The organism is Pseudomyxococcus flavus (assembly GCF_050038885.1).
Taxonomy (GTDB): domain Bacteria; phylum Myxococcota; class Myxococcia; order Myxococcales; family Myxococcaceae; genus Myxococcus; species Myxococcus flavus.
In genome coordinates this window covers 5,431,183-5,455,666 of the sequence record NZ_CP143624.1, presented here as the reverse complement: position 1 = coordinate 5,455,666, position 24,484 = coordinate 5,431,183, and the positions used below count along the sequence as shown (strand labels likewise).

Below are 24,484 nucleotides of genomic sequence, written 5' to 3'. Positions count from 1 at the left end.
GATTCTCTGCGTCCCACGGGAACCGTCAGATGCCGCTGCATTGAATTGCAGCATGAGCACGGCTCGACGGAAGAAAGGGTATGCACCATGGAGAAGCCGTCCGCCGCTGGCGCTGTTCCAACTGCATTGCAGGCCCTGTACCGGAAGAGAGAGTTGCCAGAGAAGCCCGACATCATCGTCATCCTCACCGACCAGGAGCGTTACCCGGCCCACTGGGGTGGCTTCGAGGAGACGCTGACGAGCTGGCGGCGGCTCAAGCAGAACGGACTGACCTTCGAGCGAGCCTACACGTCAGCCTGCATGTGCACGCCGTCGCGCGGCGTGATGCTGACCAGCAACTACAGCAACCTCACCGGGCTGGCGATGACGCCCAGCACGCTGTCCTATGCGGACCCGCGCATCCCTCAGCTCGCGGCCCTGATGCAGGCGCAGGGCTACGACGTCATCTGGAAGGGCAAATGGCATCTGTCCTCGCCCGTTGACGTCATGCAATGGTCGCCCTACGACATCGGCAACATGAAGGAGCAATACGGCTTCTCCGACTGGAATCCGCCGGACGCCGGCACGGTGGCTGGCTTCTCGACCTTTGACTCCTGGGCCACCGCCGGCTCCGGCAAGCCGGGGTTCGTCAATCCCTCCAACGACAAGCGTTATCTGCGCAAGGATGGCGAAGGGGTTGAAGCCCATGGCTTCGGCGAGGGCGCCCTCGAGTTCCTCGAAGCGCGGGCCGCCGGCCGGAAGTTGAAGGACCCCGCGGCAGAGCGACCCTTCCTGATGTTCATGTCGTTCGTGAACCCGCACGACATCAACTTCTTTCCGTGGGGCTGGCAGAGCCTCGGCTATCGCGCGGAGGAATTCGAGGACCTGAAAATCGAGCTGCCGTCCAACGCCGTCGACAGCCTGCGGACCAAGCCCACGATTCAGAGCCATGTCCGCGACGTCATGAACAAGGGACAGCCGCTCATCGGTCAGGACAAGCTGACCGACGGCACCGACACCGCCATTCCCCTCCAGCCGGACCCGGTCAACACCACCCACAACTACGTCAAGTTCTACGCCGTCATGACGCAGTACGTGGACGCACGGGTCAACGAGTTCCTGGATGTGGTCGACGCCTGCGGCTTCACCGACAACGCGTTGATTCTCCGCACCTCGGACCACGGCGAGATGGGCCTGTCCCACGGCATGCGGGAGAAGGTCTACAACGTCTACGAGGAGACCCTCCACATTCCGCTGGTCATCTCGAATCCGAAGCTGTTCGCGGAGCCGCAGCGGACCCAGGCGATGTATGCCCACGTGGATTTCCTGCCAACCTTGTTGAACCTCGCGGGCGGTGACGCGTCACGCCTGATGAAAGGCAGGAGCCTGGGCCCCGTCATTCTCGACCCGAGCAGCTCGGTGCAGGACACGGTGTTGTTCTGCTACGACGACGAGTCGGCGATGATCAGCGACCTGCAGTACCTCTGCCATATCCGCGCGATCCGTCACCGCCACTTCACCTACGCCGTGTACTTCTCCCCGAATCTGCCGGGCCAGTATCAGTACGAGCTGTACGACCTGGAAACGGACAAGGCGCAGATGACCAACCTCCTGTATCAGCCACACCTCGCCGACGAATCGCTCAAGTCGCTCTGGGCCAGGCTCCAGGACCTCTTGAATCAGAAGCTGATCGAGGCGGGCCAGACGCCATTCCCGCCCGTCCGCTGAGCGCGAGCCTGGCCCGCGGGCGAGTCGCTACTCGAAGAGGGAGAGCTGCCCCAGCGAGCGCAGCCTTCCCGTGCCTGTCGCATCCTGCGGGGTGGCCCGCACACGGACCTGCGACACCGGAGTCGTGCCCGGGAGGTCCAGCTCCAAGAAGGGCTGTACGCCAGCGTCACCGAGCAGGTTGGCCAGGGGCATCCACTGGGTGCCATCAGCGCTCCCCTCCAGCACCAACTCGCTCAAGGTGCCCGACACCTCCAGGTTGCGCAGCACGGCCTTGCGAGGCACCACGGGGCGCGACAGCTGTACGGCGACCTCCTGGACACCCTGCTCGAAGAGCACGAGCCCGCCGAGGTCACCGTTGGTGATGCGGCAGGGCGACTCGGCGTTCAGGTAGGTGCACGCCGCGCCACGGCTTACCGGGACGAGCGCGCGACGGGGCAGGTCAACATCGTCGCTGGAGTAGGCGAGGCCAACCGTCACGCCCGCCGCCTCGACCGCGCGCTCGACGCCGAAGGAGGCCTTGAGCCCTTCCGCGTCCTCGAGGACATAGTCGCTCAGGTGGACCGGCGAGGAGGCCGGGCGCACCCGCCAGGCCACCGTGACGCTTGAAGGGCCGACGGACAGCACGTGCTCATCGTTTCCAGCGCCGTGCGTGGCGGACAGGGGCTGGAAGCCCACGCTCACTCCCTGCGCCTCCGCGGCGACCGTCGGCGCGCCGGTCCACTCCTGGAAGGTGGGCAGCGCCACCTCCGACTGCTGGATGAGGAAGTAGGCCGAGAGGCTCCGACCTTCGGCCTGCGCGGGCGAACGAGCGATGAAGCAGCGCGCGATGCTCCCACTGCGGGTGTCCGCCCCCAGCAGGTCGAGCGAGAAGGTCCCGTCCGCCCGGGTCTTCACCGTCTTCCAGCTCGCCGAGAAGGCCGCGAACGCGCACGAGGAGTTCTCGCTTCGGTAGAGCTTCACCAGCGCATCCGGGAGCGGAGCGCCCGCTTCGTCAACGAGCCGCCCGCTCAGGGCGATGTCCTGGTCGTGGTCTACCTTGCTCTCGGTACAGCCGCTCAGAACCGCCATGATGCCCATTGTCAATGTGCGCATCCAACGCATGTGTATCGCCTCCTCTGGTGAGCATCGCGGCCAGTGCAAAATCGGTGCAGGCCTCCGCTCCCTCTCGGAGTGGGAGCGCGCGCCCCACTGACTGTGACAGGGGCGTCATGGCGCGTCTCCTTCGCGGGTGCCACCCGCGCTTCGCGAAACATCGCCAGAGCTGAGAGAGACTGCGAAGTGCCAACCCTCGAAGCGAGCGGGCCATCCATGAACGTCGTCATCACCGGTGCCAACCGGGGCATTGGCCTCGAGCTGGTGCGTCAGTGCCTCTCCCGCGGCGACGTGGTACACGCCGGGGCGCGTGCTCCCGAGCGCGCCATGGCGCTCGCCGCGCTCGGCCGGGACGCCCGCGACCGGCTCCACGTCCACGCGCTCGACGTGGCGGACGAGGCGAGCGTGCGCGCCTTCGCGGCTGCGCTCCCCGCCCCCGTGCACCTGCTCATCAACAACGCCGGCGTGCGCAGCCGTCCGGACGAGCTCTCGGACCTGGACGGCGACGACCTCACCCGGACCTTCCAGGTGAACGCGGTGGCGGCGCCGCGCATGACCTTGGCTTTGCTCCCGCGACTGCGCGCGGCCGGCGGCGCGAAGGTGGCCAACCTCAGCTCGAACCTCGGCTCCATCACCGACAACAGCTGGGGTGGCGCGTACGGCTATCGCATGTCGAAGGCGGCGCTCAACATGGCCACGCGCTCACTGGGACACGACCTGAAGGAGGACGGCATCCTCGCCTTCGCCCTCAGCCCCGGCTGGGTACAGACGGACATGGGCGGCAGCGATGCGCCCACGGAGGTGGAGACATCGGTGGCGGGGTTGCTCGAGGTGCTCTCCCGCCTGGGCCCGGAGGACACCGGTGGCTTCTTCGACTTCGAGGGCAAGCGCATCCCCTGGTGACCTGGCGGCCTTGCCTGCCGGTGCGTAAATGGAGGAAACCGGCGCTCGCGGCAACCCCACACAGGAGAAGGTCATGAAGCTCTATTACTTTCAACAGTCCCGTGCCACGCGAGTCCGCTGGATGCTCGAGGAGCTGGGCATCCCCTATGAGCTGGAGCCGGTGGACATGCTGAAGGGCGGACACAAACAGCCCGCCTATCTGAAGGTGCATCCGCTGGGCGCGTTGCCGGCCATCGAGGACGAGGGAGGCCCGCTCTTCGAGTCCGCCGCCATCATCATGCACCTGGCGGACACGTCCCCCGAGAAGCGGCTCGCCCCGCCGGTAGGCACGCATGAGCGCGGTGAGTACTACCAGTGGATCCTCTTCGCGATGACCGAGATGGAGCCGCCCATCATCGCCATCGCGCAGCACACCCTCTTCCTCCCGGAGGCGGAGCGCTCCGCCGGTACCGTCGCCCGCGCCAGCAAGCGCTTCAAGGCCGTGGCCGCGGTGCTCGAAGAACGGCTGAAGGGGCGCGACTTCATCCTCGGCAATACGTTCTCCGCGGCCGACGTGGTGCTGGGAGGTGTGCTCTACTTCGCGAAGAGGATGGAGCAGCTCGGCGATGACACGCCTGTGTTGAAGAGCTACTCCAGCCGCCTGCTGGAGCGCCCAGCCGCGAAGAAGGGCTACGGCGAACAGGCCGCTCCCGGAACCTGAAGCCGTTCCACTTCCGCGGAGCCTTCCGTGCGCATGTCATCAGGAAGCAGCCCGGCCATGCCCACCGTCGATGCTTCGGCGAAGCCGGCGAGTCGAATTGACTGCCGAGCCGTGGGACGTCATTCAAGCCGGGCTGTCACCGTGGAGGGCTCGCCGGTGGGCATGGTCATGGCGGCGGAGCGCTTCGAGGCAATGCCTCATGTCGCGAGGACGTTCGTCGGGCGCGCCTTCCACTGCGCTGCAATCAGCGCCGCTTCGATGGCCGCGTCGCCCAGGTACACGGGGGATATCCTCCGCCGAGCCGCGTAGACGATGTCGATTACGAGGAGCGAGGCCGCGCTCCCCACCGCGAGCTTGCGAAGCTCGGGCGTGACCCGGCCATGACGACAGGCAGACAGCAGCGTCGCGCCAATCACGCTGACCAGTCCGCCGACCGTCTTCACCAGCCACCCCTCCGGCTTGGGGCCAGTGACCCATGTGAAGCTGCGCAGGTGGACCAGGGGCCAGAGCCCCGTCACAAGGAAGTAGGCGCCCTGAACCTGCAACGGGTCCCTTTTGGCGAGCATGCTGGCGCGTGTGTTCATCCGCGAGTGGCCTCCCATCCGCAAGATGGAGACAGTTGCCCATGCCGGACATGGGCACGGCTCCAGGGAAGGCGGCGCCCCGTCGCCCGCCAGGCAGGCGGGCGGCGGCCCTCGATGGAGGGGACGCCCCGCGTGCCTCGGAGAGAGCCGCGCGCAGCCCTCCTCCCCCGACGACACACGACCTCGAGCCTCACCCAGCCACCTGCCTCCTCCGTGGTGCGTATCTTGATGCCGTCGGCGACACAGCCCGCCATGCGCGCAGCCCGAGCGGCCTGTCGCTACCTCGCGCTGCGTGACAGCGGCCCGGGCACCCGCCGCCCCGCTCCCATCGGTGCCCGGGCCCTGACGGATACGCCTGAGGGCCGCCATGCAACGGGGCGCGGCAAGCCCGGCCATCGCGACTCCCGAGGCGGTGCCTACCCTTGGAAAATGGGACGCCAGGACACGAGCAGGAGCGAGGATTGGGGCCCGGGTGCCCCATTGTGTCGTCAACCGCGGCGCACTGCCTGGCGCCCGCTGAATGACGCCCGGGACTCCGCGCCAGGCTCGCGCGCGGGCTGGGTGGCGCCGGCCAAGCTGGGCTGGGGTCTCCGTGTCCGAGTGCCCTGCGCGCCAGACACGGAGCAGCGCGGCATCGAGGAGACGGGCCGCTTCGGCGCCTGCCGGACGCCACCGGTACATCGGGCCGCCCTCGCGCGGGCCAGGCGAGCGGCGTGCCCAGCACTTCTGCGCGGTGGCCCCCACGGCCGCCGTCCGGCTGAACGGCTCGCGATGCACGCATCACGACGGCTGAACCTTGGGAAAGAGAACGGCGATGCGAGCTCCCCACGATGACGTCCTTTCCTTCGAGGCGCTCTTCGGCCAGCCGCCCCGCATCCGCGCCCGCGCACCAGGGCGGGTGAACCTCATCGGCGAGCACACCGACTACAACGGCGGCTTCGTGCTGCCCATGGCCATTCCCCAGCACACGGAGGTGGAGCTGGCTCCGCGCGAGGACAGAAGGGTGCGCGCGTACAGCGCCAACATCGGGCCCGCGGAGCGCCTGGGTGAGTACGCGCTCGGACAGGAGCAGCCCGGCCGGGGCTGGCTCGACTATGTGCAGGGGGTGACGCGGATACTGCATGACGAAGGCCACACACTGCGGGGCTTCGACGTGTGGCTGCGCTCGGATGTGCCGGCAGGCAGCGGCCTGTCTTCCAGCGCCGCGCTCGAGGTCGCGCTGCTGCGCGGACTGCGTGAGACCTTCGGGCTGGCGCTGGACGACGTGCGCATCGCCCTGCTGGGTCAGCGGGTGGAGTGCGACTTCGTCGGCGCGCCGGTGGGCGTGATGGACCAGATGGCCTCCAGCCTCGCGCAGGAGGGCTCGGCGCTCTTCCTCGATGCCCGCAGCCTCCGGTACGAGCGCGTCCCGCTGCCTTGGGAAGTGGAGCCCCTCGTCATCAACTCGGGCGTGACGCACAGCCATGCGGGCGGCGACTACCGGGTGCGCCGCATGGAGTGCGAGCGCGCCGCGGCGTTGCTTGGCGTGCCCCAGCTGCGAGATCTGACCGAGCAGGAGCTGCCACGGGCCCTTGCCCTGCCCGAGCCGCTGGGCCGCCGGGTGCGCCACGTCCTCACGGAAAACGCTCGCGTCCTGGACGCGGTGCGGGCGTTGCGCGCGGTGGACCTGGCTTCGCTGGGCCCGCTGCTGTACGCCTCGCACGCCTCGCAGCGGGATGACTATGAAGTCTCCGTCCCGGAGATAGAGCTGCTGGTGGACCTCGCCCGCACCGAGCCTGATGTGCTCGGCGCCCGCCTCACCGGCGGCGGCTTTGGCGGCTCGGTGGTGATGCTGGCGCGGGCAGGCAAGGGCGCGGCCGCCGCGGCCCGCATCAGCGCGCGCTATGCCGAGCACGCCGGCCGTCCGGCCACGGTGCTCGTGCCAGAGCCTGCCACCGCCACCTGAACCATGGGGAGGGGCAGGTGGCCCCACCAGCGGACCGGCCCTCCTTCCATTCCTGTGGGATTGGTGACAGCCAATGACCAGCTTCCTTCCGGAGCCGCACGAATCCCCGGAGGAAGCATTGTCGACCCAACCGAGCCAGGACTCGATGAAGGCCGGGCAGCCGCCGGACCTGGTGTGCCTCTCGCACCTGCGCTGGAACTTCGTCTTCCAGCGCCCCCAGCACCTGCTGAGCCGCTTCGCGCGTGAGCGTCGGGTGTTCTTCGTCGAGGAGGCCGTCTTTGGCCAAGGCCGTGCCCGGCTTCATGTGGAGGTGTCCCCCGAGGGCGTCTGGATTGCGGTGCCCCACCTTCCCGAGGGGATGGACGGGGCGCAGGCAACGGCCACGCAACGGATGCTGCTGGACGACCTCCTCGCCAACCACGCCGTGCGCCGATACGCCTGCTGGTACTACACGCCGATGGCGCTCCCCTTCTCGCGCCACCTCGCGCCGTGTGGCGTGGCCTATGACTGCATGGACGAGCTGTCCGCCTTCCAGGGCGCGCCTCCGGACCTGCTGCGCAACGAGGCCGAGCTGCTCACGCTCGCGGACGTCGTCTTCACCGGCGGGCAGAGCCTCTTCGAGGCCAAGCGCGACCGGCACCCGAACGTGCACGCCGTCCCCAGCAGCGTGGACGTGGCGCACTTCGCCACCGCGCGCCGGGCCCAGGACGAGCCGGAGGACCAGGCCGCCATCCCCCACCCGCGGCTCGGCTTCTTCGGCGTGGTGGACGAGCGGATGGACCTCGCGCTGCTGGAGGCCCTGGCCACCGCGCGCCCAGACTGGCACCTCGTCATTCTGGGCCCCGTGGTGAAGATTGACGCCGCGCACCTGCCGCACCGCCCCAACCTGCACTTCCTCGGGAGCAAGCCGTACACGCAGTTGCCCACGTACCTCGCCGGCTGGGACGTGGCATTGATGCCATTCGCGCACAACGCGTCCACGCGCTTCATCTCGCCCACCAAGACACCCGAGTACCTCGCGGCTGGCAGGCCCGTCGTCTCCACGTCCATTCGCGACGTGGTACGCCCCTACGGCGAACAGGGGCTGGTGCGCATCGCGGACACCCCCATGGCCTTCGTGCGCGCCTGCGAGGCGGCCCTGGTCGAGGACCGCGCCGGGTGGCTGTCCCGGGTAGACGCCTACCTGGCCACCATGTCCTGGGACGCCACCTGGACGCGGATGAAAGCGCTCCTGGACGCGGCCACCCGACGCCGTGAGTCAGCGCCGCAAAGCGGCGGCCCTGCGAGCTCCGAGAACATTACGACCTGCTGAGCAACCGCCGACGCGGACGCCCCCAACAAGGAGGAGAGATGTTCGACTACATGGTCGTGGGAGCGGGTTTCGCGGGCAGCGTGATGGCCGAGCGGCTCGCCAGCCGCCACGGGAAGAAAGTCATCGTGGTGGAGCGGCGACCGCACATTGGCGGCAACGCCTATGACTTCTACAACGACGACGGCCTGCTCGTGCACAAGTACGGCCCGCACATCTTCCACACCAACTCGCGAGACGTCTTCGACTATCTCAGCCACTTCACCGAGTGGCGGCCCTACCAGCATCGGGTGCTGGCGAGCGTGGATGGGCAGCTCATGCCCATCCCCATCAACCTCACCACCATCAACCAATACTTCGGCCTCAACCTCACCGCCTTCGAGGTGGACGCCTTCCTCCAGAAGCTCGCGGAGAAGCGGGAGGTCATCCGCACCTCCGAGGACGTCGTCCTCAGCAAGGTGGGGCGAGAGCTGTACGAGAAGTTCTTTCGCAACTACACGCGTAAGCAGTGGGGGTTGGACCCCAGCGAGCTGGATGCCACCGTCATCGCCCGCATCCCCGTTCGCAACAACCGCGATGACCGCTACTTCAACGACAAGTACCAGGTGATGCCGCGGCACGGGTACACCCGGATGTTCCAGCGGATGCTGGACCATCCCAATATCAAGGTGCTGCTCAACACCGACTACCGCGAGGTGCGGAAAATCATCCCCTACCGGGAGCTCGTCTTCACCGGGCCCGTGGACGAGTACTTCGACTACTGCTTCGGCAAGCTGCCGTACCGCTCGCTTCAGTTCCGCCACGAGACGCACCACGTGGAGCGTTTCCAGCCGGCCCCCGTGGTGAACTACCCCAACGAGTACCCGTACACGCGCTGTACCGAGTTCAAGTTCCTCACCGGCCAGGAGCACCCGAAGACGGGCGTCGTCTACGAGTACCCCACCGCCGAGGGCGACCCGTACTACCCGGTGCCACGGCCCGAGAACGCGGAGCTGTATCGCAAGTACGAGCAGCGGGCGAAGGGGACGCCGGGCGTCCACTTCGTGGGCCGGCTGGCCACGTACAAGTACTACAACATGGACCAGGTGGTGGCGCAGACCCTCACGCTCTGCACGAGAATCATGGGGATGCGGCGGAGCGACCTGCTGGGCACGCAGGTAGAGGGGCACGCATGAGCCCGCCCCAGCCGCGGATGCCCGAGGTGTGGGGGGGCGTGGAGTGCACGGTCAACCGCGTGGGAGACCGGTACTTCGACCAGATGGAGCGCAGCGGCCACTGGGCGCGCCCCGAGGACCTGGACCTCCTGGCGGCGCTCGGCCTCGAGGCCATGCGCTACCCGGTGCTCTGGGAGAAGACGGCGCCGCTCGGTCCGGAGCGGGCGGACTGGAGCTGGCCGGACGAGCGGCTCTCACGCCTGCGAATGCTGGGGGTGCGACCCATTGTCGGGCTCGTCCATCACGGCAGCGGCCCACGGCACACCCACCTGCTGGACCCGTCCTTCCCCTTGGAGCTGGCGCGCTTCGCACGGGCGGTGGCCGAGCGCTACCCCTGGGTGGAGGACTACACGCCGGTGAACGAGCCGCTCACCACGGCACGCTTCAGCGCGCTCTACGCCCACTGGTATCCCCACACCCGGGACTATCCGCCCTTCGCGCGTGCCCTGCTCATCCAGTGCCGCGCCATCATCGAGGCGATGCGCGCCATCCGGGAGGTGACGCCCCGAGCCCGTCTCATCCAGACGGAGGACATGGGGCGCACCTACAGCACCCCGCGCCTGGCCTATCAGGCGGCCTTCGAGAACCACCGGCGCTGGCTGAGCCTCGACCTGCTGTGCGGGCGCATCGACCGCCACCACCCGATGTGGCCACACCTGCTGCGCTGGGGGCTCACCGAGCGGGAGCTGGGAGAGTTCCTCGACGCGCCGCTACCTCCGGACGTGGTGGGCATCAACTACTACATCACCAGCGACCGCTTCCTCGACGAGCGGATGGAGCACTACCCGGCATGGTCCCACGGCGGTAACGAGCGCGACGCCTACGCGGACGTGCACGCGGCCGGCATCTGGCCGCACGCCGTCTCGGGCCACAAGGCCGTGCTCTCCTGGGCCTGGGAGCGCTACCGCTTGCCCGTGGCCTTCACCGAGGTCCAGCTGGGCTGCACCCGGGAGGACCAGCTGCGCTGGCTGGAGGAGGCCTGGGAGGCGTGCTGCACGCTGCGCACCGAAGGCGCCGACGTGCGTGCCCTCACCGTGTGGAGCCTCCTGGGCGCTTATGACTGGAACACCCTGGTGACGGCAGAGCGCGGCTTCTACGAGCCCGGTGCCTTCGACATGCGTGCGCCCCGCCCGCGCCCCACCGCACTGGCCGCGATGACGCGCGCGCTGGCCACGCGAGGCACCTTCGAGCACCCCGTGCTCGCATCACCGGGCTGGTGGCGGCGCCAGGAGCGGCCATTGCCAGACTTCGCCGCGGCGCTCCATGCCGGCAGTCCAGCGCCCTACACCACGTGGACGCCTGCGCGCCGCCTGCGCGCCGAGACGGCCCGTCCCCTGCTCATCGTGGGCGCCAATGGCGCATTGGGTCAGGCCTTCGCGCGGCTGTGCAGGAGCCGGGGGCTCGCCTTCCACCTCCTCTCCCGCAAGGACATGGACATCACTTCCCCCAGGTCGGTGGAGCGCACGCTCGAACAGCACTCGCCCTGGGCCGTCATCAATGCCGCGGGCTACGTCGACGTGGACGAGGCCGAGCAGGACACGGAGCGGTGCTTCCGCGAGAACGCCCTCGGCCCCGAGGTGCTCGCCTCCACCTGCGGCCCCCGGGACGTGCGACTCGTCACCTTCTCCTCGGACCTCGTCTTCGGAGGGGAGCAAAGCACGGCCTACGTGGAGAGCTGCCCGGTGCGCCCCCTCAACCAGTATGGCTGGAGCAAGGCGGAGGCCGAGCGCCGGGTGCTGGAGCGACAGCCCTCGGCGATGGTGGTGCGCACGAGCGCATTCTTCGGCCCGTGGGACCGCTCCAACTTCGTCATCCGCGTGCGCCAGGCGCTCGCCCGCGGGGAGCGCTTCGCCGCGGCGGACGACGTCGTCGTGTCACCCACGTACATTCCGGACCTCGTGCATACGTGTCTGGACCTGCTGCTCGATGGCGAGGCCGGCGTGTGGCACCTCGCCAACGAGGGCGCGATGACGTGGGCGCAGTTCGCGCGCCAGGCCGCCACCCTGGCCGGCCAGGATGCGCGGCAGGTGGAGGGGCGCCCGCTGGCCGGCTTTGCCTGGGCGGCGACGCGGCCGCGCTACAGCGCGCTGGCGAGTGAGCGCGCCCGGCTGATGCCCCCTCTCGACGAGGCCATCGTGCGTTACCTCGAGGAGGACGAGGTCCTGACCGCGCCCCGGGCAGCAGATGAGCGCCGGGCGGAGCGCGTCATTGGCGGAGGAACCGACGATGCGAATCATGGTGACGGGCGGTGCGGGCTACATCGGGAGCGTGGTGACGGAGGAGTTGCTCCAGAGGGGTGACGCGGTCGTCGTCTACGACAACCTCCACAAGGGCCATCGGGACGCGGTGGTGGAGGGCGCCGCCTTCGTCGAGGGGGACCTGCTGGACACCGCGCTGCTGCGCGACACGTTCAGCCAGCACGGCGTCGAGGCGGTGGTGCACATGGCCGCCGACTCACTGGTGGGCGAATCGGTGAAGGCGCCAGCGAAGTACTACCGCAACAACGTCATCGGCAGCCTCAACCTGCTGGACGTCATGCACGACCTGGGGGTGCGCCACCTCGTCTTCTCCTCCACCGCGGCCGTCTATGGCGAGCCAGAGAGGCAGCCCATCGAGGAGACCGCCCCCACCCAGCCCACCAACCCGTATGGCGAGACGAAGCTCGCCTTCGAGCGCGCCCTGCGCTGGTATGACGCGGCTCACGGCATCCGCTTCGTCAGCCTGCGCTACTTCAACGCGGCTGGCGCCACCGAGCGCTGTGGCGAGCGCCATGCCCCCGAGACGCACCTCATCCCGCTGGTGCTCCAGGCAGCGTCGGGCCACCTGCCCGAGGTCCTCGTCTTCGGCGACGACTACCCCACGCCGGACGGCACCTGCGTACGCGACTACATCCATGTGGTGGATCTGGCGCAGGCCCACGTCCTCGCCCTCCGCGCGCTGGTCCAGGGACACCCCAGCGCCATCTACAACCTGGGCTGTGGCGGCAAGGGCTACAGCGTGAAGCAAGTCATCGACTGCGCCCGGCGCGTCACGGGCCGCGATATCCGGGTGCGCGTGAGCGAGCGGCGACCCGGCGATCCGGCGGTGCTCATCGCCAGCTCGGCCCGCATCACGCACGAGCTCGGCTGGCGTCCCCAGCACCAACGCCTGGAGGCCATCCTCGAGTCCGCGTGGCGCTGGATGCAGCGCCCCGGCCACGGAGCGGAGGCCGGCTTAGGGAACGCGCCCCACTGAGCGCCATGGCTAGCGAACGAGGAGGTCGGGCCGCCGACGCCCGTCCACCTCGAAGGTCGGCCAGCGCGGGTCCACGGTGAGGACCTCCAGGCCTCCCGGGGACACCACGACGGTATCCTCGATCTTGGCCCCCGGCAGTGAGGGGTTCCACGCCACCGCGTTGTGGGGCTCCAGCACCACCGCCATGCCGGGGAGGGCCACCCTGTCGCGGGAGAGATAGCCACAAGAGCCTCCCTGGTGGTGCTTCGCCTCGGCGCCGGGGCGCCCCACCTCCGCGTAGGCCTGGACGAGCGCGTGATAGACGGCGCCAAGCGTGGTCCCTGGACGACACGCTCGCAGCGCGGCGGCCTCCACGCGGGCGACGTCGTCGGCCAGCCGACGCTCCTCCACCGTGGGCGGCCGGAAGTACACGAAGCGCGTGAGGTTGGCGAAGAGGCCATGTCGGCGCGCGCAGGAGACGAGCATGGCCCGGCCCCCGAGCCGCTCCCGCGAGGCCGTGGCATGCCGGTACAGGGGGAGGCGCCGCTCGTCCCCCACGAGGGTGAGGGCGGGATGGATGCCGCGCGCCCAGAGCACCTCGGACGCGGCGCCGGCCAGTTCGAAGCCCGTCCACTCCGGCCTGGCGGCGAGCAGCACGTCCGTCATCGCCTCGGCGGCCACACGCCCGAGCGCACGATAGCGCTCGAGCTCCTCGGGGAGGAGCGACCAGCGCATGCGCCAGAAGGGCTCGGGCAGAGGAACCTCTCCGTCCGCGGGCCGGTCCGAGGCCACGGGCCCCGCCCCCCGGCGCTCCGCGACGAAGGTCTCGCGTCGCGTGGCCTCCGTCCACGGGTGCGCCCAGACAGGCAACCCGGGGGGCAGTTCCTCCGCCTCCAGCCGCGCCGCCTCGATGACATCGGTGACGACCCACGCACCATCCTCCGTGATGAGCACCTCGGCGATGCCCGTCTCCGCCGAGAGGAGCACCACGCTCGAGCCGCCGCATGTCGCCCACGAGAACCAGTCCACCCCGCGCAGCCGGATGGCCCCCAGGCCGTGCTCGCGCATGCCTGCCCGCACGCGCGCGAGCTTGGTCGTCAGTTCGCTCATATCCGCCTCGGACCTCATCCCCCGTGAGGGTGGACATGAGGCCGAGGGGCCACAACGCACCCCTGACGTGGGCCAGCGCTGACACCGCTCGATACACGACATGAGGGGACGTGGCGGGCGCCGCTCGTCATGGCTGGCGGAAGTCCCTCCGACCTCCGCTCGGGGCATTGCTCGCGGCCAACCTCGTCCGGAAATTCGCGGGCGTGAATGGCCAGACCTTCGAAGAGCAGGTGAGCAGGTCCCTCCCCCGCGGCGAGGACCTCGACGTCGCGACGTTCCTGGCGCTCGTCGGGCGGCTCCGGAGGGGCGAGCTGACGGAGACGGCCCCGATGCCACCGGGTGGGCCGCAGCCGCTCGGGCCCGGGGACATCCCTCCGCTGCCCCCCGCGGGTACGCCGCTCCATGCCGAGTGCACCCGGCTCGGCGAGGAGGTACTGCGCAGCGGGCAGGTCGCGAGCCTGGTCGTCGCGGGGGGCGCGGGCACGCGCTTCGGCGGAGGGGTGAAGGCGCTCGTGCCGGTGCTGGGCGACCGCACCTTCCTGGACCTCAAGCTGGAAGACGCCCGGCGGGCGGGCGAACGTTTCGGCCGTCCCGTCCCGGTGGTCCTCATGACTTCGTCCCTGACCGATGACGGCATTGCGGCCCACCTGGAGCGCAAGCCGCTCGCGCAGGAGGTCCTCCGATTCCGGCAGCGGATGCTCCCGCGGCTCACGCCCGAGCTGGAGCTCTTCCGCGACGCCCAGGGGCGCCTCTCGTTCGCGCCCTCCGGCCACGGCGACTTCTACCGCGCGCTGCGGGAGAGTGGAGTCGGCGACGCGCTTCGCAGGCGTGGCATCCGCTACCTCGCTTTCTCCAACGTGGACAACCTGGCGGCGACCCTCGACCCGGTCGTCCTCGGAATGCATCGGAGGCTTGGAAAACCCATGCTGGTCGAGGTGACGGCCCGGGCCAACCCTCAGGGAGGCGGACTGGACGTTGGCGCGGCGCCGGTGCGCATCAACGGCCTGGCGCAGCTGGTGGAGAAGGTGGACCCGGCTCAGCACCCCTACATCTCGACGAACAACATCACCTTCGAGCTTGCCGCCCTGCTGGACCGGGACATCCAGGTGGCCTACCGGGTGGTGCGCAAGCAGGTGGAGGGCCAGGAGGCGCTCCAGCTCGAGCAGGTCACCGCGGAGGCCAGCAGCCTCGTGGACCCGGACGGGAAGCCCGTGCTGCCAGTGGCCTTCGTCGAGGTGCCACGCGTGGGCGCCCGGGAGTCCCGCTTCGAGCCGGTGAAGGCACCGGAGGACCTGCGCAAGGCCCAGGAGCGGCTCCGGGAGAAGCTGGGCGAGGGAGCTCGCCACGCGAGCCACACGTGAGCCCACCCCAGTCCTCCCCTGCCGGTCAGCCGCGCTCATCGTGGCCGCGCAGGCAGCGCCAGGAATGACCGCGGCCGTGGTCCCAGTTGCTCGGCAGTTCTTCTCACCTCACTGGACACGAGATGCCGCCTGACGCAGCCGAGCCGCTGAACCCGACTGCCCCCTCCACCGCACGCGCCACCACGCCGTCGACGCACGCGCCGAACACCGCGCTGCCCACGGCTCCGCACGGGCTCTTCGGAGGTGGGGCGCCTGGCAGGCTCACCACCCTGGGCGCGCTGCTGGCCCGACCGCCCGAGGTGCCGCAGACCTTGCTCGCCGACAACATGCCGGACCCGTTCGCCGTCACCCTCTCCACTCCGATGCTGGAGGGGGGACAGACGCACGACCTCTGGCTCGTAGCGACCTCCAGCGGCCTGCCCTACGCATTCCCGCTCTATCGGTGGAGCGCTTCGCGGGAGCGGTTCGAGCCCGCGCTGAAGGACGGCCGGCACCTCGTCGTGTTCCCCGAGGGGCAGTTGCCGGCGTGGTGGAACCAGGGCGAGCCGGTGCCCACCGAGCCGGACCTTCCGCAGGACCTCCTGCGTGCGCGCTGGGCGCCCGAGGTGTTCGAGCTCGGCGGGTGGGTGGTCCTCTTCTACACGGCGCGAGACCGCCAGGGCGTTCTGCGCAGCGCCTACGCCACCAGCCGCTCCATCGAGGGGCCCTGGACGGACCATGGGCCGCTGGACGTCAACCCGCGCGTGAAGACGCTCGTTCCGGACTACCCGGGCGGCGCCTCCGGCGAGAACCCGGAACTGGGGACCATTGACGGAACCGTCGTGCCCGTCGAGGACGGCAGTGGACAGCAACGCCTTGCGCTGGTGGTCAAGGTGGACGGCAACGCCTTGCGCTGGGTGGACCCGGAAACCGGGCTCCCACGCAGCGCGCCGACGCCGCTCGTCGCCCGGCAGTTCACGATGGATTCCGACGGAGCGCTGCGCTTCATCGGCGCGCCGAACACCCTCCTCACCAATGGTCCCCAGCACGGCGGGCTCGTCGAGGGTCAGTTCTTCGTCCGGGAGAACGGGCAGCTCTACGTCCTCTACAGCGCTGGGTACTTCGGCGACCACGAGTACCGCACCTACGTGGGCAAGCTCGACGACGTGCTACACGGGCAGGTGCGCGATGAGCGGTTGCTCATCGACAGTACGAGCCCTGCGCTCGGAGGCGCCTGGAACGGCCCCGGGCATCCCTCGCTGGAAAAGGTCGGTGAGGGGCTCTACGCGCTCTACCTGCACGCCTGGCGCAACGGGACCGACTACGCCACCCACGGTGAAAGGCGCAAGGCCCTGCGCCTCCACCTCTCCTTCCGCACCGCGGAGGGCCATCCCTGCGAGCCCTTCGTCGTGGAGGACCAGCAGGCCCGTGCCCACCCCAAGCTCGAGCACGGCGTCCTCCAGGCATCCAAGCCGCGTCGAAACGTGTGTCATGGCGGGTGAGCCACCGAAGGAGCGCCGCCAGGGGGACTCGTGGCGATGCGCCTGCCCCATGCCGCCTGCGTCGAGCCGTTCGCCGGCAGCCTGGCGGGGCGCGCTTCGCGCGGGCTTTACGCGAACCGCGCGTCGAGCTTCGTGAGCTGGCTGGTGAAGCCTTCCTCCTGCATCTTCGTGAACGCGTCGCTGTGCATCGCGTCCAGCGTGACGACCATGCGAACACGGTCGCCGGACGGGAAGAAGTCCACGGCGATGTTGCTCTCGTAGGTCTCGACCCCAGGGAGGAAGTCGATGACATTCGTGAGGACCAGCCGCGAGCGTGGCTTCACCTCGGTGAAGCGGGAGCGGGTCGCGTGGGAGGTCGGCTCACCCGCCTGCTTCATCGCGGCGATCATCTCCGGCGAGTCGGCGATCATCTCGTACCGAAGGACACCGCCCTCTCGTGCGTCGAGCTCCTGGACGTCGGCGCGAAAGCCCTGAGGCCCCCACCACGACTCGAAGCCCTCCCGCGTGGTCCAGAGGTCCCAGACATCCTGGATGCCCGCTCGATAGGTGCGCTCGATGACGACCTTCCCTTCACGGCGCGACGTGTTCTCGTTGCTCATCCCCGCTTGCTCCCTTCCCTGACTCGACGAGTCTGTTGCTGCTGCTGCTGCTTCTTCTTCTCCAGAGCGGCTTCGAAGCGATCGAGGCGCGCCTCCCACAGCTCCCGGTACTGGGCGAGCCACGCCTCGAGCTCCCGGAACGGCTCCGGCCTCAAGGCGTAGAGGCGCCGTTGCCCATCCGGGCGCATCGAGACGAACCCCGACTCGGAGAGGATGCGCAGATGCCGCGAGACACCGGACTGGTGGATTCCGGCCTTCTCGACGACATCCCCAACCTGCTGCTCGCCCCCCCGAAGCACCTCGACGATGCGACGGCGCGTGGGGTCGGCGAGCACCTGGAAGGCATCAAGTTGCATGGACATGTATATGCACCTTGGCGCATATGTTCGTCAAGGCCTGCGTACGCCCGGGCACGTCCAGCGCCCCTCCCTCGTCCCGCCGAAGAAACAGCCCCCGTGCGCCGTCGGGCGTCAGGGAAGGCAGGCCGTCGTCAGCTGCGTGAGGGCATCATCCCCATCCTGACTCACCATCAGCGCGGGCCTGCCATTGGCGGTGAAGCGCCCAGCCACGAGCCCGCGCGGCACGCCCACCAGGGCGACATCGTGTCGTGCCGATAGCGAGCCATCTCCCAGCCCCAGCAGCAGGCTGACCGTGTTCTCAGCCGTGACAGTCACGGCGACGTCCAGCCACCCGTCCGCATTGAGGTCGGCCACGGTCAGCGCGCCGACCTCCCCCGTCACGGCGTGACGCTTCACGGCCTCGAAGGTGCCGTCGCCTCGGCCCAGATACACACTCACACTGGGCGAATTGAAGGTGTCGCCCCTGCTGGTCACCAGCAGGTCAGACTTGCCGTCATTGTTGAGGTCCGCCGCGGCCACCTGCCTCGGCGAGTTCTGGGCCGAGTATCGATAGCCCTCGCGGAACGAGCCATCTCCCGCGCCCATGTAGATATAGAAGTCGTAGCCAAGCGAGGCGGGGAGAGCCACGTCCACATGCCCGTCCCCGTCGAAGTCCGCCGAGGCGACCGAGAGCGCGGCGAACGGAAGGGAGAAGTCCCTCCGGGTGAAGGAGCCCCGCCCATTCCCCTGCAGCCAGCTCAGCGTCGAGGCCCCCGTCGAGAGACTCGTGTTGACCGTGAAGAGGTCCCGATTCCCATCCCCATCGAAGTCCGCCGTCGTCATCGACCATGGGCCCGCGCCCGTGAGGGTGGTGCGCGCGGGCTCGAAGGCTCCGTCTCCGAGCCCGAGCAGCACGCTGACCGTCTGCCCCCGCGTATTGAGCACCGCCAGGTCCAGCGCCCCATCACCATTGAAGTCCTCGGTGAGGACCATCTCCGGGTCCGCCCCCACCTGGAAGTCCCCCTTCTTCAGGAAGCTCGCGTCCCCCGCTCCGAGGAAGGTCGCGACAGCGCTCTCGGACATGCGCGTTCCGGCGAGGTCCATCTTCCCATCCCCGTCGAAGTCACCTGCCGCCAGGCCCCTGAGCGTGGCCCCCATGGGGACATGAATGGGTGTTGCCAGCCCGATGCGGTCGCAGCGCGTTCGCGCCGCATGCGGCGCGGAGGGCGGCCCCATCCCCACGCCGTTCACGGCTCGCACCACCACCTGATACTCCGTGTCCGGCGACAAGCCCGTGACAACCCCACTCGAGCCAGCTGCCTGCACGGAGCGCTGGTAGGAGCCCGCCAGGAGCTCGATGAAATAGGAGTGAACCCGGTCGCCTCCTTCGGAGGCCGGAGGCTCCCACGTCACGGTCAGCTCCGTGTTGCGCGGGATGACGTCGACGATTCGCGGAGCCCCTGGAACATCGGGCGTCGTCACCGGCGATGAAGCCTCGGACTCCGGCCCGTCCCCCGACGCATTCGTGGCGCGCACGGTGAAGGTATAGCGCGTACCATTGGCGAGACCGGGCACCTCGACCTGCGTGGCGCCCGTGGTCGTCGCGGTGATGCCACCCGGGCTCGCCGTCACCGTGTACTTCACGATGGCGCCGCCACCATCCGACCGCGGCGCACGCCACGTGACGCTCGCGGCGCGTATCTCCGGCCACGCTTGAACCTCCAAGGGCTGTCCCGGCGGCACCACATCCGGCTCCTCCGTCGGAGGGGGGTCTTCGTCCCCTCCATCCGAGGACCGGGGGCCCGAGCACGCCGCGGAGAGATTCAACAGCAGCGCGGCCATGAGACCGCGATAGAGAACCTGAGGCACGTTTGACTCCATTGACGGGGAAACGCCTCGAGCAGGCACGAAGGGATTGCCCATGCTCGACGCACTGAGCGCCGTGAGACTGCACTGGTCATGCCAGCGACGCGTATAGACCTGAGGCCAGGAGGAACGGCCACCCGCTCCTCCAGGCGATGAGGCGCTCCCCGTGCACAGTGTGCACAGCGCTGCGCAGTGTCGGCGTGGGCGAAGGTGGCAACGCGGCGGAGGGCAGCAGGGGTCAGCCCTCCCGCATCTCGCTTGACGTATTATTACCTGTCAGTAATAACAACGCCCATGGACGCGGATGAAGGACTCGTGGCCCTCGGGTTCACCGAGATGGAAGCCCGGGTGTACTGTGAGTTGCTCAAGGGCGCTCCCGCCACCGGGTACCGGCTCGCGCAGGCGCTGGGAAAGGCGCCTCCCAGCATCTACCAGGCGCTCGCCTCGCTCGAGCACAAGGGGGCGGTGCTCGTCGAGGAGGGAGAGCCCCGGTCCTTCAGGCCCGTGCCTCCAGACGAGGTGCTCGCGGCGCTCCAGCGTGGTTTCGAGACGCGCAAGCGCGAGGCCGCGGATGCGCTGCGCAGGCTCCACGCTCCGGCGCAGGACGACCGCATCTACCACCTCAAGAGCACCGCCCAGGTGATGGAGCGCGCACGAGCGATGATTGCCGGCGCCACCGAGCGACTGCTCTTCGACCTCTTCCCGCCGCCCTTCGCGGCGCTCGTCCCGGCGCTCACCGAAGCGAGCGCCCGGCGCGTGTCCATCGCGGGGCTCGTCTACGACGACACACCCGAGGTGCCCTTTGACTGCGTGCGCTCGTCCTCCGCGGACTTCACGAGGGAGCGCTGGCCAGGGGCGCAGCTCACGCTGGTGGTCGATGCCCGCGAGTTCCTGGTGGCCCTGCTCACCCCGGATGGTACCGGCGTCAAGCAGGCCATCTGGAGCGACAGCGTCTATCTCTCCTGCCTGCAACACAGCGGGCTGTCCGCGGAGGTCCAGCTGAGCGCGCCCCCGTCGGCGCGCGCACGCATGTCGCGGACCATCTCCCTCATCGGCGCGAGCCCCCCCGGCCTGCGCCAACTCGTGGGCCAGCCCTCCTCTTCCATCAAGCCCAAGCGCGGAGCTACTCGATGAGACTCTTCACTCCCTTCCTGATGGCCCTGGCCCTCGTGCTCCTCCCCTCCGCATCCAGGGCGGACGCGCTGCAGTCCCTGCTCGGGCGGCACCTCGCGTGGCGGGGCGGGGACGCCTACACACGACTGGAGAGCATTCACGCCAAGGGGAAGAGCGAGGCGGCAGGGCTCCAGGGCCCGATGGAGTCCTGGCGGCACCGGGACGGGCGGGCCCGTTGGGAAGCGAACTACGGCGTGATGCGCGAGGTGATGGCCATTACCTCGGAGGGGGGCTGGAAGCTGAACGCCAGCGGCCAGGTCGAGGATGCCTCGCCCACCGATGCTCGTGATGCGCGGCACCGGGTGGCGCTCGACTTTGGAACGGCGCTGCGCGGAGGTGCTGGCGCGACGCTCGCACTGCAACCCGACGAGCAACGTGACGGTCGCACCTGGAAGGTGGTGCGCGTCACCTTCGGCGACGAGGACCTCTATGACCTGTTCCTCGACGACGCCAACGGGGCCCTGCATGGCCTGCGCATCCGCGAGGACAACGTCACCCGCTTCGTGCGGCTGGGAGACTGGCGTCAGGTGAACGGCGTCCGCATGCCCTTCCTGGAAGAGGTGTTCACCGACAATCCGGACTCCGACTCGCGGACAGTGGTGGAGACGCTGGAGCTGAACGTCGCCATTCCGCCCACCGTCTTCGAACGGCCCCAGGGCGCCAGCAAGGCGAGCTTCGCGAACGGCCGCCACAGCACCGGCTTCATCCCCTTCGAGTTCTTCGACGAGAACCGCGTCTTCATCCCGGCACAGGTCAATGGCCATGCGACGCAGGTGCTGCTGGACAGCGGCGCCGAGATGACGGTGGTCGACACGGCCTACGCACGCGAGCTGGGGCTGAAGACGCAGGGGCAGCTTGCGGCGGTCGGCAGCGGCGGGCAGGCCCAGGCGCAGCTCGCCAGCGGCGTGGACATCACCCTGGGTCACCTGCGGCTGACCGGGTTGACGGTCGCCATCATCGACCTGGCCGAGGTCGCGCGGCTCATTGGCCATCCGCTGCCCGTCATCCTGGGCAAGGAGGCCTTCAACCCGCTCGTCGTGGACGTGGACTTCCCGAACCGGCGCATCGCCTTCCACGAGGCCGCTCGCTTCAAGCCTCCACCGCGGGCGGTGCGCCTCCCGCTGGTCGAGTCCGCGGGCGGGCAGCGCGCAGTCCATGTCTCCATCGAGGGCCGGCCTCCGATTCCAGTGCTGTTCGACGTGGGCAATAGCGGGGCGCTCTCCCTGTTCCCCGCGTACTGGCAGCAGGCAGGGCTGCTGACGGGCCGGCGCAGCTCCAAGACGCTGTCGGGGGCCGTGGGCGGGCTGCGGGAGCGCGACGTGGCGACCCTGAAGCGCATCGAGCTCGCGGGCGTCACCCTGCGGGACGTGCCAACGGTGTTCGACGACGCGGGCAACAGTATCTCCAACTCGGACCGGCTCCTCGGCAACCTGGGACTCGCCGTCCTCGCGCGCTTCCGGATGATTACGGACTATGCGACGGACACGCTGATGCTGGTCCCCGATGCCCGTGCGCTACGGCAGCCGTTCCGCAAGGACCGGTCCGGATTGATTGCCCTCCCCAGCGAGGGGCGGCTCGTGGTGAAGCTGGTGGCCCCCGGGAGCCCCGCCGCCGCCTCGGACTGGAAGGTGGGCGACGAAATCATCGCCATCGATGGCCAGAGCATCGGGCCCGGGTATGCGGGCTCGGAGCTCGCGCGCTGGCGGAATCGGGCTGCGGGAAAGACGGTGGAGTTCACGTTGAAGGACGGCAGCAAGCGCCGGCTCACCCTGAAGGATTACTACTAGCACCTCGGCCCAGGCCGCGCCCGGGAGGCCCTTCGTCCCCCGTGACGCACACAGGAGCCCGGCGAGCTGGCACGGGGGCACCGTGCCCAGCTCACCAGCGAGACAAGCCCGACATGCCTCGCAGAGGGTACCCATCACGCGGCGGACGCGCGCTGACGCCGCAGTCTCAACCTTGCGATGCATCCACCGGGCTGGTGGCAACCGGAAGCCCGGAGGTCTCTCCCGGCGCCAGCCCCGTGACGACCTGCTGCGTCTGGAATTGAGTCATGATGAAGTTCCAGACGATGAGGGTGACGTTCCCCGGAACGGCTGCCCGGAAGTAGAAGCGGCCCGAGGCCTCGGGATTCGAGAGGTCGAGGCTCGTCAGTGCGGGGCCGGTGCAGCTCGCGTCAGCGTAGAACTGGATGCCGAGCGCGGCCTCTCCCACGGGAGTGATGCTGAAGTCTGTCAGGGCAGGAATGGACAGGTTCCCATTCACATCCTGGCTCTGGACGACGACGGGTCCCGAACAGGCCCCTACGGCCACCTGCTGGGCCTGCGTGAGGAAGGTCAGGCCTACCGCGGGGCCGGCGACCACATCCACCGCGAATGTCGAGCCGGGCAAGGTGGCCGGGTCATAGCCCGGGCCCGTGATGCGGTTGGAATGAATGATGTTCCCCGTGCCCAGGTCCGCGATACCGGCCTGGTAGACGTACCCGTTCGTGACCGCCCCATTTTCGAGGATGTTGTCCACGACAGCGATGTTCGTCCGGACCGAGGGAGGGCTCCCATCCGCGTTGCCCTGGGACAGGTAGACGCCGATGTCGTTGTTGTAGAGCTGATTGTCCCGGATGGCCACATTCGAAGACAGGGGTCCTCCGTACAATCCACCTCCATAGACGAGGATGCCGCTGGCCACGCCCTGGCCGGTGTAGCTGTGCCCGGAGACGTCATTGGCCACGATGACTCCGGTGGCACCGAGACCGATCTGGATACCCACCTGGGCGATGTTTCCGATGGGGCCCGCCCCCGAAATCCGATTTCCAATGATGCCCACATCAACGTTGCCGACCGCCATGATTCCAGCCTTCTGGTATCCCGTCAGAATGTTGTTTCCGACAGCGACCACACGAGTCGGAGCCCCGGGCTCTTGATTGCGTATCGCAATGCCAATGCCCTCCTGGCATCCGCTGGTCCCATCTCCCTGTCGAATATTGAAGATCTGGGTATTGGTGACAGACCCAGAGGCGTTGTCGAACCGGATGCCGGTGAGTGCGTCATCGCCCGAGTCGCAGATATTCGACAACCCCACCGCCATGAGCCGCAGGTTCCTATAGAATGCGCTGCTGCCACAGTTTCGTACGATAGGGCCGACGAAGCGCTGTCCTGGAGCGTCAACCGCGGCGATGAAATGCCCAGCACCATCCAGGGTGTATCCGTCTGGGATGAGTAGCGAGGAATAGGTCGCGCAGCTGGCCGTAAGCGTCAGGACATTGCCGCTCGCCGTTACCGGACACGGAATGAAGCCGCATGTCGGGGATTGAAACGTCTCGAAATGGGTTTCCATCCCAGGGTCCACTTGCGGGGCGACCATCACGCCCTCACCGGTGTCGTGCTCCCGCTCTTCCGCAAGCCCATCGCCCGAGTACGTCACCACCCAAAGCGAGAGCACTTCAGCCAGGACAATCCCAATCAACCCACATCGATTTCCACCCATGAGTGACTCCTCGCCCCACACCTGCCTGGGTTAGGCGTCACCCATAAAGCAAGTTCATATGCCGCAACATGGGATCTACGACCGGCGCAGTCGCCCGCCATGGACAGTCATTCACGCCAAGGGTCCTGCCTGGTGCCCGTGGGGAGGCGCGGATGATTTTCTTACGACGAAGCACGAGCCGGAAGAATGAGGGAAGACCTCTCGCTCAGCCCCAGCGCGACGTGAAGGTCCGCACGAGCGCCGCCGACCAGGAGACGCCGGAACCACGAACGGTGGCGCAGCCTGAAATCGGCCTCGATGCGCACGCGTGCCACGAACCCGCGCGTGGAGGGCGCAGCGCCCACCCGCCACACTCCCCCTGGAGGAGCGCAGCCGGCATTCCCGCCATCAGGGCGGCTGGCGCCTT

The 24,484-nt window shown here is 68.7% G+C and carries 19 protein-coding genes; 12 read left to right on the top strand and 7 right to left on the bottom strand.

Annotated features, from left to right (window positions below):
• The first annotated feature begins 87 nt into the window (after positions 1–87).
• Complete coding sequence (locus VZL07_RS22760; RefSeq protein WP_426749718.1) at positions 88–1,707, top strand: sulfatase-like hydrolase/transferase; 1,620 nt, start codon at positions 88–90, stop codon at positions 1,705–1,707.
• Between the two features lie 27 nt (positions 1,708–1,734).
• Here VZL07_RS22760 and VZL07_RS22755 read toward each other — a convergent pair whose 3' ends face one another.
• Positions 1,735–2,775, bottom strand: coding sequence for a carboxypeptidase-like regulatory domain-containing protein (locus tag VZL07_RS22755; RefSeq protein ID WP_426749717.1), 1,041 nt, complete (start codon positions 2,773–2,775; stop codon positions 1,735–1,737).
• Positions 2,776–3,015: 240 nt separating this feature from the next.
• Between VZL07_RS22755 and VZL07_RS22750 the strand changes: the two genes are divergently transcribed.
• Positions 3,016–3,702, top strand: a complete 687-nt coding sequence (locus VZL07_RS22750) for an SDR family oxidoreductase (protein ID WP_426749716.1) — start codon at positions 3,016–3,018, stop codon at positions 3,700–3,702.
• Between the two features lie 73 nt (positions 3,703–3,775).
• Positions 3,776–4,402, top strand: a complete 627-nt coding sequence (locus VZL07_RS22745) for a glutathione S-transferase family protein (protein ID WP_426749715.1) — start codon at positions 3,776–3,778, stop codon at positions 4,400–4,402.
• A gap of 197 nt (positions 4,403–4,599) precedes the next feature.
• Here the strand turns inward: VZL07_RS22745 and VZL07_RS22740 are convergent, their stop codons facing one another.
• Complete coding sequence (locus tag VZL07_RS22740; protein ID WP_426749714.1) at positions 4,600–4,968, bottom strand: hypothetical protein; 369 nt, start codon at positions 4,966–4,968, stop codon at positions 4,600–4,602.
• Between the two features lie 832 nt (positions 4,969–5,800).
• Between VZL07_RS22740 and galK the strand changes: the two genes are divergently transcribed.
• The 5 genes from galK (at position 5,801) to galE (ending at position 12,688) form a co-directional block, all read left to right on the top strand.
• A complete protein-coding gene (gene galK, locus VZL07_RS22735; protein ID WP_426749713.1) occupies positions 5,801–6,931 on the top strand; it encodes a galactokinase in 1,131 nt (376 codons plus the stop codon).
• Between the two features lie 118 nt (positions 6,932–7,049).
• A complete protein-coding gene (locus VZL07_RS22730; RefSeq protein ID WP_426749712.1) occupies positions 7,050–8,243 on the top strand; it encodes a glycosyltransferase family 1 protein in 1,194 nt (397 codons plus the stop codon).
• A gap of 38 nt (positions 8,244–8,281) precedes the next feature.
• Positions 8,282–9,415, top strand: a complete 1,134-nt coding sequence (glf, locus tag VZL07_RS22725) for a UDP-galactopyranose mutase (protein WP_426749711.1) — start codon at positions 8,282–8,284, stop codon at positions 9,413–9,415.
• Entirely contained in the window at positions 9,412–11,754 is a 2,343-nt protein-coding gene (locus VZL07_RS22720; RefSeq protein ID WP_426749710.1) for a family 1 glycosylhydrolase, read from the top strand. Before glf ends, VZL07_RS22720 begins: the two co-directional genes overlap by 4 nt.
• Positions 11,681–12,688: a UDP-glucose 4-epimerase GalE gene (gene galE / locus VZL07_RS22715; protein WP_426749709.1), complete on the top strand. Its 1,008-nt coding sequence runs from the start codon at positions 11,681–11,683 to the stop codon at positions 12,686–12,688. The genes VZL07_RS22720 and galE overlap by 74 nt, the downstream gene beginning before the upstream one ends.
• 9 nt (positions 12,689–12,697) lie before the next feature.
• On the opposite strand, the gene VZL07_RS22710 is transcribed toward galE, so the two are convergent.
• A complete protein-coding gene (locus tag VZL07_RS22710; RefSeq protein WP_426749708.1) occupies positions 12,698–13,777 on the bottom strand; it encodes a M24 family metallopeptidase in 1,080 nt (359 codons plus the stop codon).
• A 230-nt stretch (positions 13,778–14,007) separates the two neighbouring features.
• On the opposite strand from VZL07_RS22710, the gene VZL07_RS22705 reads away from it, so the two are divergent.
• Together VZL07_RS22705 and VZL07_RS22700 are read left to right on the top strand one after the other, a co-directional pair.
• On the top strand, positions 14,008–15,138 hold the full coding sequence (locus tag VZL07_RS22705) for a UTP--glucose-1-phosphate uridylyltransferase (protein ID WP_426749707.1): 1,131 nt from the start codon (positions 14,008–14,010) through the stop codon (positions 15,136–15,138).
• Between the two features lie 122 nt (positions 15,139–15,260).
• Positions 15,261–16,619 carry a xylosidase gene (locus VZL07_RS22700; RefSeq protein WP_426749706.1) on the top strand — a complete coding sequence of 453 codons (1,359 nt, stop codon included), beginning with the start codon at positions 15,261–15,263 and terminating at the stop codon, positions 16,617–16,619.
• A gap of 107 nt (positions 16,620–16,726) precedes the next feature.
• Here the strand turns inward: VZL07_RS22700 and VZL07_RS22695 are convergent, their stop codons facing one another.
• The 3 genes from VZL07_RS22695 to VZL07_RS22685 form a co-directional block, all read right to left on the bottom strand.
• Positions 16,727–17,218, bottom strand: a complete 492-nt coding sequence (locus VZL07_RS22695) for an SRPBCC family protein (protein ID WP_426749705.1) — start codon at positions 17,216–17,218, stop codon at positions 16,727–16,729.
• Positions 17,215–17,580 carry an ArsR/SmtB family transcription factor gene (locus VZL07_RS22690; RefSeq protein WP_426749704.1) on the bottom strand — a complete coding sequence of 122 codons (366 nt, stop codon included), beginning with the start codon at positions 17,578–17,580 and terminating at the stop codon, positions 17,215–17,217. Before VZL07_RS22690 ends, VZL07_RS22695 begins: the two co-directional genes overlap by 4 nt.
• Before the next feature lie 108 nt (positions 17,581–17,688).
• Positions 17,689–19,425, bottom strand: a complete 1,737-nt coding sequence (locus VZL07_RS22685; protein ID WP_426749703.1) for an FG-GAP-like repeat-containing protein — start codon at positions 19,423–19,425, stop codon at positions 17,689–17,691.
• Positions 19,426–19,737: 312 nt separating this feature from the next.
• On the opposite strand from VZL07_RS22685, the gene VZL07_RS22680 reads away from it, so the two are divergent.
• Positions 19,738–20,556 (top strand): TrmB family transcriptional regulator, encoded by an 819-nt coding sequence (locus tag VZL07_RS22680; protein WP_426749702.1) that lies wholly within the window; start codon positions 19,738–19,740, stop codon positions 20,554–20,556.
• Positions 20,553–22,382: an aspartyl protease family protein gene (locus VZL07_RS22675; RefSeq protein ID WP_426749701.1), complete on the top strand. Its 1,830-nt coding sequence runs from the start codon at positions 20,553–20,555 to the stop codon at positions 22,380–22,382. The genes VZL07_RS22680 and VZL07_RS22675 overlap by 4 nt, the downstream gene beginning before the upstream one ends.
• Positions 22,383–22,548: 166 nt before the next feature.
• Here VZL07_RS22675 and VZL07_RS22670 read toward each other — a convergent pair whose 3' ends face one another.
• Complete coding sequence (locus VZL07_RS22670) at positions 22,549–24,078, bottom strand: right-handed parallel beta-helix repeat-containing protein (RefSeq protein WP_426749700.1); 1,530 nt, start codon at positions 24,076–24,078, stop codon at positions 22,549–22,551.
• Positions 24,079–24,484 lie beyond the last annotated feature (406 nt).